Below are 13837 nucleotides of genomic sequence, written 5' to 3' on the forward strand. Positions count from 1 at the left end.
TCGAAAACGTAACGAAAAAAGGAGTTTAGAGGAACAATCCGGGGCCCGGGCGACTTCCTTCGGGAAATCTGACGCCCACTTTGGCGATCTTGTTCCCATCCATGACTGCGACGGTCCAAATGGTGTTGTTCCATTCCACCTGGTCACCGACCACCGGAGCACCACCGACTTTCTGGGTGATGAAACGACCCAGCGGCATGTCCGGATCGACCCCTTCGAGTTGCAGCCCGTATAGCGCTGAAACCGCGCCCAGCTGGGCGTCGCCTTCCAGAACGAAGTCGCCGAAGAAGCGCAAATCGAGACCTCGTTGCGGCGCCTGGCTGAAGAGTTTTCCGAGTGCCGGCAGGTTGTGTTCATGGCCGATAACGCAGAGCAAATCGCCGACTTCGAGCACCGTACTACCCGACGGATGGAGCAGTTGCTGACGGCGAAACAGTGCCGCGATACGTGTGCCCTCGGGCATTTTCAGTTCGCGAAGGGCGGCGCCGATGCACCATTTCTCTGCGCCAAGACGATAAACGAACAACTCCCATTCACTGGTGACGTGCACTTCAAGGGCGGCCCGGGAGATCGGCGCGGGTTCTGGCGGGACGGTCACCTTCAACAGTTTGGCGACCCACGGCAGGCTGGTGCCTTGCACCAGCAGCGATACCAGCACGATGAAGAACGCGAGGTTGAAGTACAGCTGGGCGTTCGGCAGCCCGGCCATCAGCGGGAACACCGCCAGAATGATCGGGACCGCGCCGCGCAGGCCAACCCAGGAGATAAAGGCCTTTTCGCGCCCATGGAAGGCCTTGAACGGCAGCAGGCCGACCATCACCGAGAGCGGCCGCGCAAACAGAATCATCCACAGCGCCAGACCGAGAGCGGGCAGGGCAATGGGCAGCAAGTCGTGGGGTGTCACCAACAGCCCCAGCACCAGGAACATGCCGATCTGCGCCAGCCAGGCCATGCCGTCGAGCATGTGCAGAATCCCATGGCGGCTGCGCACCGGGCGGTTGCCGATCACCAGGCCGCACAGGTACACCGCGAGGAAGCCACTGCCGTGCAAGGCGTTGGTCAGCGCGAACACCACCAGACCGCCAGCGATCACCAGAATCGGGTACAGACCGGCGGCCAAATGGATTCGATTGACCATTTGCAGCATCAGCCAGCCACCGCCCAGACCGACGATGGCGCCGATACCGAACTCACGAAACAGGTGAGTGAGCAGGCTCCAGTGCAGGCCGGTCTGGCCGCTGGCGAGCATGTCGATCAAGGTGACGGTGAGGAACACCGCCATCGGGTCGTTGCTGCCGGATTCGATTTCCAGGCTGGCGGTCACCCGTTCGTTGAGGCCTTTGCCACCCAGCAGCGAGAACACCGCCGCGGCGTCGGTGGAGCCGACGATGGCGCCGATCAGCAGACCCTGGATCAGGTTCAGGTTGAATAGCCAGGCCGCGGCCATGCCGGTCAGCCCGGTAGTGATCAGCACCCCGACCGTGGCTAGCGACAACGCCGGCCACAACGCCACGCGGAAACTCGCGACCCGGGTGCGCAACCCGCCGTCGAGCAGGATGACAGCCAGGGCGAGGTTGCCGACCAGATAAGCGGTGGGGTAGTTATCGAAGATGATGCCGCCACCGTCGACGCCGGCAGCCATGCCCACGGCCAGGATGATCACCAGAATCGGGATCCCGAGGCGGGACGAAAGTGAGCTCACCAGAATGCTCGCACCTACCAGCAACGCGCCGATCAAGAACAGGCTGTTGATGGTCGTCGCATTCAATGGCAGTACTCCGGAAAGCTTAAAGACGGGCGCAAACTGACCATGCAGTCTGCGTGCCAGCGATTCTAACCTGTTGAAATGTGATGCTGTCAAAAAGCTTTTGACGGTGGGATTCAGGTTTGATGTTCGGCTTGAAATCGACCCCTCACCCTAACCCTCTCCCCAGAGGGGCGAGGGGACTGACCGAGTTGTTCAATTGACTTGCTGCAACGTGCAATTACCAGTCGAACTCAGGTTCTGAAAAGCACGGAGATCGGCTCCCTTTCCCCCTCTCCCCGTTGGGGAGAGGGTTGGGGTGAGGGGTGGTCCTTGAGATCGCCGCTCATTCAGATCAGAGGCTAAACCGCCCAACCATATTGTTCAGGTCCAGCGCCAAACGCGACAGTTCATTGCTGGCGGCGCTGGTCTGGTTGGCGCCGGTGGCCGACTGCACTGACAGGTCGCGGATGTTCACCAGGTTGCGGTCGACTTCGCGGGCCACTTGGGCCTGTTCTTCGGCAGCACTGGCGATTACCAGGTTGCGCTCGTTGATTTCGACGATGGCGCTGTTGATGGTGTCCAGCGACAGGCCGGCACCACGGGCGATGTTCAGGGTCGACTCAGCGCGTTCAGTGCTGTTGCGCATCGAATCAACGGCGTGTTCGGTGCCGCTCTGGATGCTGCCGATCATGCGTTCGATTTCGCTGGTCGATTGCTGCGTGCGATGCGCCAGGGCGCGGACTTCGTCGGCCACCACCGCAAAACCACGACCGGCTTCACCGGCACGCGCAGCTTCAATGGCGGCGTTCAGTGCCAGCAGGTTGGTCTGGTCAGCCAGGCCGCGAATCACGTCCAGCACCTTGCCGATGTCGCGCGACTCGTTGGCCAGGTCGCCAATCAGCGTGGCAGTGCTCTGTACATCAGCGCTCATGCGTTCGATGGCGCTAACGGTTTCCTGCACTAGGTCACGACCGTCACCGGCAGAAGTGGTGGCGTTTTTCGAGGCTTCGGAGGTGCTCACCGCGTTGCGCGCAACTTCTTCCACGGCGCTGGTCATTTCATTGACCGCCGTCGCGGCTTGCTCGATTTCGTTGTTCTGCTGAGTCAGGCCACGGGCGCTTTCGTCGGTGACGCTGTTCAACTCTTCGGCGGCGGAGGCCAGTTGAGTCGCCGAACCCGAGATTTGCTGAAGGGTGTCGCGCAGTTTGTCCTGCATCTTCAACATGGCCTGCAACAAGCGGCCAGCTTCGTCGCTGCCGTCGACGATGATCGGCCGGGTCAGATTACCCTCGGCGATTTCTTCAGCGGCGCTCAGTGCCTTGGCGATGGGCTGAGTGATGCTGTTGGTCAGCAGCCAGGCAAACAGCAGGGTCAAACCCGTGGCAATCACCAGCAGGGTCACCACCAGATTGAAGGCGGAGGAGTATTGGTCGGCGGCTTTCTGGTTGGAGTCGGTGGCTTGATCGTTGTTGATCTGCATCAGCCGGTTGAGCACGCTGTTGATCGCCTCGGAGTTGGTCAGCAGCTCAGTGTTGAGCAGCGTGCGCAATTCATCGACCTGGTTGTTGCGCGACAGGGTCTTCATGCGGTCTTCCAGCTGACGGTATTGTCCCAGCAGCTGCACGTACTCATCGTAGGCCGCACGCTCTTGCGGGCTGCTGATGACTTTTTCGTAATCGGACTGGGCTGCGCGAGTTTGTTGGCTGCGTTGATCGAACAGCGCGAGGGTCTTTTGCTGCACATCCGGCTCGCGATTGGTCAGCAAGCGATAAGACAGCACCCGCTGGCGCAAGGCGAGCTGGGTGAACTCGTCCAGGGCCTTGATGCTCGGCACGCTGCCCTGAACGATCTCTTCACCGGCAGCGCGAATCTTGCTCATCTGGTTCAAGGCGAACACACCCAGAATCAACATCAGCGCGCCAATCAGGGTGAAGCCTGTGAACGCCCTGGGGGCGATATTCATATTACGAAGGGACATGGTGTTCACCGTAAAGCGCGCATTGGCACGAGTCTGAGACGAGGTATGTATGACTTATCGGTCATACGACTAAAGTCTTGAGCCGCTGTGCGCTTTTGCCGCAGATCGGTCCTACTGACGAGCTGTCAGGAACCAGAGCGGACAATCGCAGTCTTTAAAACTCGCAAGCAAGGTCGCCGCCAGGCAAATCAAGGCTTTGCGCCTGAATAACCCTGGCGCCAGTGGTGACTTTTCTTTATCGTACGCGCCCTTTGAAAATGCTCGGAAAATCAAAATGTTGGAAGCATCCCTAAGCCAATTGGAACAACTGGTCAGCGACCTGGTACAACAGAACCAGGAACTGCTGGGCACGAACGCAACCCTGAGCGCAGAACTGGCCCAGGCCAAGGATGAAAACGAAAGCCTGCAATTGAGCCTGATGGAACAGGAAGAGAAGCAGGGCGCCACTGTCGCGCGCATTCAAGCGCTGGTTGAGCGCGTGAGCGCAGGTCCTGTGAACGCATGAGACACGGTGCCGACGGGATAAAAGTCGTCTCGATTCTCGGGGAAGACTATTCGATCAAGGCGCCGGCCGGGGAAGAGCAGACCCTGCTGGACGCCGCATTAATGTTGAAAGCGGTGCTGGCCGAGACCAAAAAGAAATACCCGACCCTGATCGGGGACAAACTGCTGGTGCTGACGGCCATGAACCTGTGCTCGCAGCAGCTTGCCATGCAGAAACGTCACCAGCAGGAACTCGACCGTTACCAAGAGCAAGTCAGCGCCACGGTTGAAGTGATTTCGAAGACGATCAATCAGGCCTGATCAGCTTGCGCACAACCAAAGAGTAGATTGTCGATTTAGTTGTATACAATCGGCATGGCTGTTGCAGTAGTTTTGCCTCTTACTCTTTGGGGGTGTTTCATGCAGTTCTGGCGACGCAGTATTCAATGGCAGTTGATCCTGAGTATGGGCACCGCCCTGCTGGTCAGTATTCTGATCGTGGTCGGCATTTATACCCTGGTGGTCAACCGCCTCGCCCAGCGCTATCTGGTCGAGCAGGCGCTGCCGTCGAGCATCGAAGCGATGCGCAACGACATCGAACGGATTCTGGTCCAGCCGCTCACCGCGGCCAAGGACATTGCCAGCAACAGCATGGTGCGCGAGTGGTTGGTCGAAGGAGAAAACGCCGACCGGGCCAGCGGCTTCGTCAGCTACCTGGAAGGCATTCGCGCCGAGCACAAAGCCTTTACCGCGCTGATCGCAGGCACGCAGTCGGGCCACTACTACACCGAAAAAGGACTTGATCGGACCCTCAGCCGATCCAATCCGAGCGATGCCTGGTTCTACGCCTTCCTCGACAGCAACCAGCCGCGCACTCTCAATATCGATAAAGACACAGCGACCGGCGAGTTGGCCTTGTTCATCGACCTGAAGGTCTCGCAGGGCGGCAAAGTCGTGGGCGTTGCCGGGCTGGGCCTGAGCATGAAGGAACTCTCTGAACTGATTCACAACTTCAGCTTCGGCGAGCGCGGGAAGGTCTATCTGGTGCGTTCAGATGGGTTGATCCAGGTCCATCCCGAGGCCGGGCTCAGCAACAAACGCAAGCTGGCTGAACAGATCGGCGACTCGGCGGCGCAAGCGGTGATGGGCCATCAAGGCCCGACTAGCAGCGGGTTTGTGCGCGACGGCGAAGACTACCTGGCCCTGAGCCTGCCATTGCGCGATCTGGGCTGGACTCTGGTGGCCGAAGTGCCGCAATCGCAAATTTACGCCGAGGCCCGACAGGCGATGTGGCTGACCAGCGCCATCGGTCTGGGCGTTGCGCTGGTGTGCCTGTTATTGGTGGTGCTGCTGGCTCGCGGACTGGTTCGGCCGATCCGGCAGGTAACAGCGGCACTGGTAGCGATTGGTAGCGGTGGTGGTGATTTGACCCACAGGTTAGATTCCAGTCGCGCCGATGAGCTGGGTGACCTGGCCCGGGGTTTCAATCGTTTCCTTGAGAATCAGCGCAGCATGATCGGCGAAGTGCTGGCCACCAGCGAACGATTGCGCATTGCCGTCGGGCAAGTCGCGCGGGTGGTGGAAAACACCGCCGAGCGTTCCGGACGACAGCAGGAAATGACCGACATGGTCGCCACCGCCGTGCATGAGATGGGCCTCACCGTGCAGGAAATCGCGCAAAACGCCGGCAACGCGGCGGTCGCCTCGCAAACTGCCCGCGATGAAGCCTTGCAGGCGCGTGAAGTGGTCGGCGGTTCGATTCGGCATATCGAAAGCATGTCCGATGAAATCGGTATTGCCGCCAGTGCCGTCGGCGAGTTGGCGACTCAGGTAGCGTCCATCGACCAGGTGCTGGCGGTGATTCGCGGGATCTCCGAGCAGACCAACTTGCTGGCGTTGAACGCGGCCATTGAAGCGGCGCGGGCCGGAGACATGGGCCGGGGCTTTGCCGTGGTAGCGGACGAAGTGCGGACACTGGCGCGGCGTACGCAATCGTCCACCGATGAAATCCAGCAGATGATCGGCAGCCTCAAGCAGGGCGCGGAGAATGCCGTGTCGTCGATGCACTCAGGACAAGCGGCAACCGGTACCGGCGTCGAGTCGAGCCAGCGCACCGGGGCGTCGTTAACCGCGATTACCGGACAGGTCGAGCGCATCAGCGACATGAATCATCAAGTGGCGACGGCCACTGAAGAGCAGTCGGCGGTGACTGAAGAGATCAACCGCAATGTGCAGGGGATTTCCGATCTGGCACGGGCCACGGCGGGTGAGGTCAGGGCGTGTCGTGAGGATTGCCAGACGTTGCAGCGGTTGGCGGATGATTTGGCGCGGCAGATGGGTGGGTTTCGGCTAAGTTGAAACGTATTACTCCAGAAAATGAGACGCGCCCACCAAGGCGCGTCTGCCAGATTTTACAATGATGCGTTGGTCACAAGAAGGATTTCCCTCCCGTAGAAGCGGATTTCGCCAATGGATACTAGGTAGAAAACCCGCTTTTCTTTTACGGTCCACATTCCTTTTTCATCTAAATAGACGTCGCCAACAGCCAATGTCATAAACATATCGTCGTTGCCAAACGATTCTTTACTTGTGTAGCTGGAGCTCGGCGTTGTCACTGTCGCGTGGTAGACGTTGTTACTTTGTTTTGTGTATCTCTTTTCCGTGATTCGCACGGCAAGGGAGTCTTTGACTACATCATTGACTCTGGCCGAGAGAACGAATTGTTGTTGAGATAGGTATATGTAAGGGTCGATGAGCGCCTTTGTATCCAACCCTGCGCCACCATAAACCACTGACCTCAATAGGTCGGAGTTGTAACGAGCGTATTCCTTGTAAGCAACACGATTCACCGTCTCGTACCGGTCTTCTGCAGAAATGCTTATAAGCATCTCCTGCGCTGTCGTTCGAGCGCTCGGCTCGATGACGCCGGAGGATGTTGTGATGCTGATCAACGACTCTTCATCAGAGATCCGGTGATGGTTCTTGCTGACGACAGTGGATTCTGTGGAGTCTTCGTTCGTCCAGACAGTGCCGGCTCGTGTTGGCGTCGGCGAGATGGACGCCCGTACGCAATAAGCGTGCGTCACAAGGCCGGCAAGTTTGATGCTCCTATTTTCGAGAACATGGTTGCTCATGGTGTTCGCTCATTTGGAGGGAAGAATTGGACTTCGTGTCCGTACTTGCCGGGCAAACTGCAAACTACATGTCAGGCGAAAACAGTTTATCGTGCGTTCCTCCCGCACACACCTGTCAAATATGACAGGTGTGTGCGGTTTGTGGCTCAGTCACACAGGTTTAGAACCACTCATCCTGCATCTTCAGGCACGTATCATCCCGCGCCTCAAGAATCGCCAGTTCGTGATGACAAACCGGCACTTCCCATGTCAGAAAATACCGTGCCGCTTGCAGCTTGCCGTTATAGAAGCCGACATCCGCCGCATTGCCCTCGGCCAGCCCTTCTTCAGCGCGGATCGCCTGTTCCAGCCAGCGCCAGCCGATCACCGTGTGGCCAAACACTTTCAGATACAGCGCGGAGTTCGCCAGGCTGCTGTTGACCTTGCCTTGGCCCAGATCCGTCAGCAGGCCGATGGTCACGGTTTGCAGGCGCGCCACCAGTTTTTCCAGTGGCTCACGCAGTGGCGTTAACGATTCGTACGCATGGGCGCGTTCGGCGGTATTGGCGATCAGTCGAATCAACTGCTTGAGCCCGGCGCCGCCGTTTTGCGCCAGTTTTCGCCCCAGCAGGTCCAGCGACTGAATGCCGTGAGTGCCTTCGTGGATCGGGTTCAGACGGTTGTCGCGGTAGTACTGCTCCACCGGGTATTCGCGGGTGTAGCCGTGGCCGCCGAGGATCTGGATCGCCAGTTCGTTGGCCTTCAGGCAGAACTCCGATGGCCAGGATTTGACGATTGGCGTCAGCAGGTCGAGCAATTCATGGGCTTGTTTGCGCTCGACTTCGGTCTCCAGAGTGGTGGTGTCGTCGAACAGTCGCGCGGCATACAAACCGAGGTCGAAGGCGCCTTCGACGTAAGCCTTTTGGGTCAGCAGCATGCGTTTGACGTCGGCGTGCTGAATGATCGACACCGGCGCGGTGTTGGGGTCCTTGCTGTCCGGCAAGCGACCTTGCGGGCGTTCGCGGGCGTACTCCAGCGAGTACAGGTAACCGGCGTAACCGAGCATCACCGCGCCCATGCCGACGCCGATTCGCGCTTCGTTCATCATCTGGAACATGTAGCTCAGGCCTTGGTGCGGCTTGCCCACCAGGTAGCCAACACACTCACCGTTATCGCCGAAGTTCAGTGCGGTGGAAGTGGTGCCGCGCCAGCCCATCTTGTGGAACAGCCCGGCCAGTAGCACGTCGTTACGCTTGCCCAGGCTGCCGTCATCGTTGACCAGGAATTTAGGCACGATAAACAGCGAAATGCCTTTCACGCCCGCAGGTGCATCCGGCAGTTTGGCCAGCACCATGTGCACGATGTTTTCCGACAGCGGGTGGTCGCCACCGGAGATGAAGATCTTGTTGCCCTTGAGTCGATACGTGCCATCGGCGGCAGGTTCGGCGCGGGTGCGGATGTCCGACAGCGAGGAGCCGGCATGAGGTTCGGTCAGGGCCATGGTGCCGAAGAAGCGACCGTCGATCATCGGTTGCAGGAAGCGCCGCTTCTGCTCGTCGGTGCCGAAGCTTTCGATCAGGTTGGCCGCGCCCATGGTCAAGAACAGGTAGGACGTCGTCGCGGCGTTGGCGGACTGGAAGTGCGCAAAGCAGGCTTGCGAGAGCAAGGTCGGCAACTGCATGCCGCCGGCCTCGAAACTGCGTGCGGCGTTGAGAAAACCCGCTTCCAGGAACGCATCCACCGCAGGTTTCACTTCCGGAATCAGGATCGCCTTGCCGTCTTCGTAGCGCGGTTCGTTCTCGTCGCCCTTGCGGTTGTGCGGGGCAAATAACTTCTCGGCAAGGCTGCGTGCGGTGCTGATGGCGGCGTCGAAGGTCTCGCGGTTGTGCTCGGCGAAACGCTCGCGCTGGGTCAGGCCCTCGGCATCGAGGACTTCATACAGCTCGAAAGCCAGATTGCGGGAACTGAGCAACGTCTCGGACATGGCGGCCTACCTATATTGGAATGGACCGAGTCTAGGCGCGGGGAGGGCGGGCTGAACAGGATGATTGATGGCGGTGATAGAAGGGCAGAACAAGCAAGAAGCCTGACGCAAAACATTGTGGGAGCGAGCTTGCTCGCGATGGCGGCTACACATCTAAAGGAAGATGTGACTGACAGACCGCTATCGCGAGCAAGCCCGCTCCCACAGGTTTTGCATTCCAGGCGTCCATTGCGGGCGCCTGGTTTTATCTCGGTTTAACCGATCGTCATCAAGCTGGCATTACCCCCCGCAGCAGCGGTGTTGACGCTCAATGCACGCTCGATCACCAAGCGTTCCAACGCAATGTTGGTTTCGCCCTGTGACAGACCATGAACCCCGACGATCGCGCCGGCACGCTTGGCCACTTGCTGGCAGACCGCACGCAATTGGTCGGAGTGGCCGTGATGCAGGACCGCATCAAATACCACTTCGTCCTTGTTCCAGTCGACGACCAGCTTGATGCGTGTTTGCACGTCTTTTGGCAGGCGAGCCAACAACGCTTTGCTCAGTTCACCTTCCGGCCACACCGCCGAGCCACCCACGGCCAGTACTGCAGCCAATTGGCTCAGCAGATCGCTTTCAACGTCTGCCAGGCACAGCACGTGTTCGCGCGGCAGGATGGCGTAGCTGTTGCGCTCGCCCGTCGGGCCGTTCAGCGTACGGGTGATGCCGCTTTGCGATTGCGCTGCGAACTGCGCGCACAACGCGCTCAGATCAGTCAGCTTGTGGCTGTCGGCCCAGGTTTTCAGGGCGGTCAGCGGTTTGCTCATGGCGTCACGCAGACGAACGTCCGGTGCCGCGATGGCATCGCCGCGAGCGAAGGACTGTTCGATCGCATCGGTAGGACGCGTCGACAGCAAGCGGTACAGGTACAGCGGACCACCGGCTTTCGGGCCAGTGCCCGACAGGCCTTCGCCACCGAACGGCTGCACGCCGACCACAGCACCGACGATGTTGCGGTTGACGTAGACGTTACCGGCGTTGACGTTGTCGATCACCTTGGCGATGGTCTCGTCGATACGGGTGTGCACGCCCAGTGTCAGACCGTAGCCGGAAGCGTTGATCTGCCCGATCAGTTGATCGATGTCTTTGCGCTTGTAGCGCACCACGTGCAGCACCGGGCCGAAGATCTCCCGCTGCAGTTCGTCGAAGCTTTCCAGTTCGATCAGGGTTGGCATGACGAACGTGCCGCGCTTGCATTCTTCCATGTCGGCGATGGCGACCTGGTAGACATTGCGACCTTTGTCACGCATGGCCTGGATGTGTTTCTCGATGCCGGCCTTGGCTTCGGCGTCGATCACTGGGCCGATGTCCACGGACAGACGCTCAGGGTTGCCGAGGCGGCATTCAGCCATGGCGCCCTTGAGCATTTCGATTACGCGGTCGGCGGAATCTTCCTGCAAACACAGCACGCGCAGGGCCGAGCAACGTTGGCCGGCGCTGTCGAAAGCCGAGGACACTACGTCGATGACCACTTGTTCGGTCAGTGCCGAGGAGTCGACGATCATCGCGTTCTGGCCGCCGGTTTCGGCGATCAGCGGAATCGGACGGCCCTGGGCATCCAGTCGACCGGCGACGTTGCGTTGCAGCAAGCGTGCAACTTCGGTGGAGCCAGTGAACATCACGCCTTTGACCCGATCGTCGCCAACCAGACGGGCGCCGACGGTTTCGCCACGGCCCGGCAGCAGTTGCAGCACGCCTTCCGGAATCCCGGCTTCGAGCAGCAAGCGCACGGCTTGAGCGGCCACCAGCGGTGTTTGCTCAGCCGGTTTGGCCAGGACCGGGTTGCCGGCGGCCAGTGCGGCGGCGACTTGACCGCTGAAGATTGCCAGTGGGAAGTTCCACGGACTGATGCACACTACAGGGCCCAATGGGCGGTGGGCGTCGTTGCTGAAGTCGTTGCGCGCCTGCACCGCGTAGTAACGCAGGAAATCCACGGCTTCACGCACTTCGGCGATGGCGTTGGCGAAGGTCTTGCCGGCTTCGCGAGCCAGCAGGCCCATCAGTGGCTGAATCTCGCCTTCCATCAAATCAGCGGCACGTTCGAGGATCGCGGCGCGCTCGGCGGGCGGGGTGGCCTGCCAGATCGGTGCGGCGTTCAGGGCGCACTGGATAGCGTTGTCGACGTCGGTGACAGTGGCCTCTTGCACATGACCGACCACGTCACGCAGGTCTGACGGGTTCAACACCGGCGCCGGTGTTTCGGCGCTGGCGGCGCAGCCCAGCATCGGCGCGGCTTTCCAGTGGTTGTGGGCGGTAGCCAACAGGGCGCAGGACAGCGATGCCAGGCGATGTTCGTTGGCCAGGTCGATGCCGCTGGAGTTGGCACGCTCGCTACCGTACAGGTCACGTGGCAGCGGAATACGCGGGTGCGGCAGACCGAAGCCGCCTTCCAGCGTTGCCATCTGCTCGATGCTGCTCACCGGATCGGCTACCAGCTCCTGAATCGAGATCGACTGGTCGGCGATACGGTTGACGAACGAAGTGTTCGCGCCGTTTTCCAGCAGGCGACGTACCAGGTACGCCAACAATGTTTCGTGAGTGCCGACCGGTGCGTACACGCGGCACGGACGGTTCAGCTTGCCTTCGGAAACCTTGCCTACAACCTGTTCGTACAGCGGTTCGCCCATGCCGTGCAGGCACTGGAACTCGTACTGGCCCGGGTAATAGTTCTGACCGGCAATGTGGTAAATCGCCGACAGGGTGTGGGCGTTGTGCGTGGCGAACTGCGGGTAGATGACTTCCGGCACCGAGAGCAGTTTGCGCGCACAGGCGATGTAGGAAACGTCGGTGTACACCTTGCGGGTGTAGACCGGGTAGCCTTCCAGGCCTTCGACTTGGGCGCGCTTGATTTCGCTGTCCCAGTACGCGCCTTTCACCAGACGGATCATCAGGCGATGACGGCTGCGGCGAGCCAGGTCGATCACGTAGTCGATCACGTACGGGCAACGTTTCTGGTAGGCCTGGATCACGAAACCGATACCGTTCCAGCCGGTCAGTTGCGGCTCGAAGCACAGGCGTTCGAGCAGATCCAGCGACAGCTCGAGGCGGTCGGCTTCTTCGGCATCGATGTTCAGGCCGATGTCGTACTGCTTGGCCAGCAAGGTCAGCGACAGCAGGCGCGGGTACAGCTCGTCCATCACGCGCTCGTACTGGGCACGGCTGTAACGCGGGTGCAGGGCCGAGAGCTTGATCGAGATGCCCGGGCCTTCATAAATGCCACGACCGTGGGAAGCCTTGCCGATCGAGTGGATGGCTTGCTCGTAGGACGCGAGGTATTTCTGGGCGTCATGTTCGGTCAGTGCGGCTTCGCCGAGCATGTCGTAGGAATAGCGGAAGCCTTTGGCTTCGAACTTGCTGGCGTTGGCCAGGGCTTCGGCGATGGTTTCGCCGGTAACGAACTGCTCGCCCATCAGGCGCATGGCCATGTCGACGCCCTTGCGGATCATCGGCTCGCCGCTTTTGCCGATGATCCGGCTCAGGGACGAAGTCAGGCCTGCTTCGTTGTGGGTGGCGACCAGTTTGCCGGTCAGCAACAGACCCCAAGTGGCGGCGTTGACGAACAGCGACGGGCTATTGCCCAGGTGTGGCTGCCAGTTGCCGGTGCTGATCTTGTCGCGGATCAGTGCATCGCGAGTGCCTTTGTCCGGGATTCGCAGCAGCGCTTCGGCCAGGCACATCAGCGCCACGCCTTCTTGCGACGACAAGGAGAATTCCTGCAAGAGGCCTTGAACAATGCCTGCACGGCCGCCAGCGCTCTTCTGATTGCGCAATTTTTCGGCAATCGAGGCGGCGAGCTTGTTCGTGGCTTCGGCCATTGGGGCTGGCAGGCGAGCCTGCTCCAGCAGCATCGGCACCACTTCCGGCTCCGGACGACGGTAGGCGGCAGTGATCGAGGCGCGCAGTACCGATTGCGGGAGGATGCTTTCAGCGAATTCGAGGAAGCACTGATGGGCGTGATCGACGTGGACGTCAGCGCTGTCATCGGCTTCTGAACGGGTCAAACCGCTCAGCTCGGTCAGGGTTGCACCACCCTCGAGTTTTTCCAGGTAATTGAAAATCGCCTGTTTGATCAGCCAATGCGGCGTGCGATCAATCGAGGTCGCGGCAGCTTTGAGGCGCTCGCGGGTCGGGTCATCGAGTTTGACCCCAAGGGTGGTGGTAGCCATATTTTTATCCTCATGTTTGCCACGACTGCGTGGCATCAGCTGGCGGCAAGATTAGCCGTGCGCTGAAAGAGGTGCAACCGGGTGCAACCCTTTTTTTGTCGGAATAATCGGCAGCTTGTCAGGAAATAAATTCCGGTTCGCGGCTTCTGTTCCTGCTTGGTGCTTTTTGCAGTAGTTCGCAAAGGTTCTTGCTCCGAAAAGGAGCAAAAAACCGTGTTTAAAAGAAATTATGTGTCAGGTGCAACTTATTCCCAAAAACTGGTTGCACCTTATTTGCTTTGTTGAATAGCATTCGCGCACCAAGGTGCAACCGCCATTGATGCG

The 13837-nt window shown here is 59.7% G+C and carries 8 protein-coding genes and 2 pseudogenes; 4 read left to right on the plus strand and 6 right to left on the minus strand.

What is annotated here, in order from left to right; all coding sequences use genetic code 11:
* Positions 1–25: 25 nt before the first annotated feature.
* The 3 genes and pseudogenes from AC1DIG_RS24520 to AC1DIG_RS24530 all read right to left on the minus strand — a co-directional run.
* Positions 26–1768 carry a potassium/proton antiporter gene (locus AC1DIG_RS24520; protein ID WP_477769381.1) on the minus strand — a complete coding sequence of 581 codons (1743 nt, stop codon included), beginning with the start codon at positions 1766–1768 and terminating at the stop codon, positions 26–28.
* 331 nt (positions 1769–2099) lie between these two features.
* Positions 2100–2972, minus strand: coding sequence for a methyl-accepting chemotaxis protein (locus tag AC1DIG_RS24525; protein WP_477769406.1), 873 nt, complete (start codon positions 2970–2972; stop codon positions 2100–2102).
* A gap of 30 nt (positions 2973–3002) precedes the next feature.
* A pseudogene (locus AC1DIG_RS24530) lies at positions 3003–3725 on the minus strand (MCP four helix bundle domain-containing protein); the annotation flags it as partial.
* 274 nt (positions 3726–3999) lie between these two features.
* On the opposite strand from AC1DIG_RS24530, the gene AC1DIG_RS24535 reads away from it, so the two are divergent.
* The 4 genes and pseudogenes from AC1DIG_RS24535 to AC1DIG_RS24550 all read left to right on the plus strand — a co-directional run bounded on the left by AC1DIG_RS24535 (position 4000) and on the right by AC1DIG_RS24550 (position 6566).
* Positions 4000–4230 carry a hypothetical protein gene (locus AC1DIG_RS24535; protein WP_019691434.1) on the plus strand — a complete coding sequence of 77 codons (231 nt, stop codon included), beginning with the start codon at positions 4000–4002 and terminating at the stop codon, positions 4228–4230.
* Positions 4227–4529 carry a cell division protein ZapA gene (locus AC1DIG_RS24540; protein WP_477769382.1) on the plus strand — a complete coding sequence of 101 codons (303 nt, stop codon included), beginning with the start codon at positions 4227–4229 and terminating at the stop codon, positions 4527–4529. Before AC1DIG_RS24535 ends, AC1DIG_RS24540 begins: the two co-directional genes overlap by 4 nt.
* Before the next feature lie 144 nt (positions 4530–4673).
* Positions 4674–5699 (plus strand): annotated as a pseudogene (locus AC1DIG_RS24545) (HAMP domain-containing protein); the annotation flags it as partial.
* Positions 5700–5834: 135 nt separating this feature from the next.
* Positions 5835–6566 (plus strand): methyl-accepting chemotaxis protein, encoded by a 732-nt coding sequence (locus AC1DIG_RS24550; RefSeq protein WP_437128449.1) that lies wholly within the window; start codon positions 5835–5837, stop codon positions 6564–6566.
* Positions 6567–6619: 53 nt separating this feature from the next.
* On the opposite strand, the gene AC1DIG_RS24555 is transcribed toward AC1DIG_RS24550, so the two are convergent.
* From AC1DIG_RS24555 to putA, 3 genes are all read right to left on the minus strand, one after another.
* On the minus strand, positions 6620–7342 hold the full coding sequence (locus tag AC1DIG_RS24555; protein ID WP_477769383.1) for a hypothetical protein: 723 nt from the start codon (positions 7340–7342) through the stop codon (positions 6620–6622).
* A gap of 160 nt (positions 7343–7502) precedes the next feature.
* Positions 7503–9305: an acyl-CoA dehydrogenase gene (locus AC1DIG_RS24560; RefSeq protein WP_477769384.1), complete on the minus strand. Its 1803-nt coding sequence runs from the start codon at positions 9303–9305 to the stop codon at positions 7503–7505.
* A gap of 254 nt (positions 9306–9559) precedes the next feature.
* A complete protein-coding gene (putA, locus tag AC1DIG_RS24565; protein ID WP_477769385.1) occupies positions 9560–13513 on the minus strand; it encodes a trifunctional transcriptional regulator/proline dehydrogenase/L-glutamate gamma-semialdehyde dehydrogenase in 3954 nt (1317 codons plus the stop codon).
* Between the last annotated feature and the right edge of the window lie 324 nt (positions 13514–13837).

The sequence above is a fragment of the Pseudomonas sp. 05N431 genome (assembly GCF_056397005.1).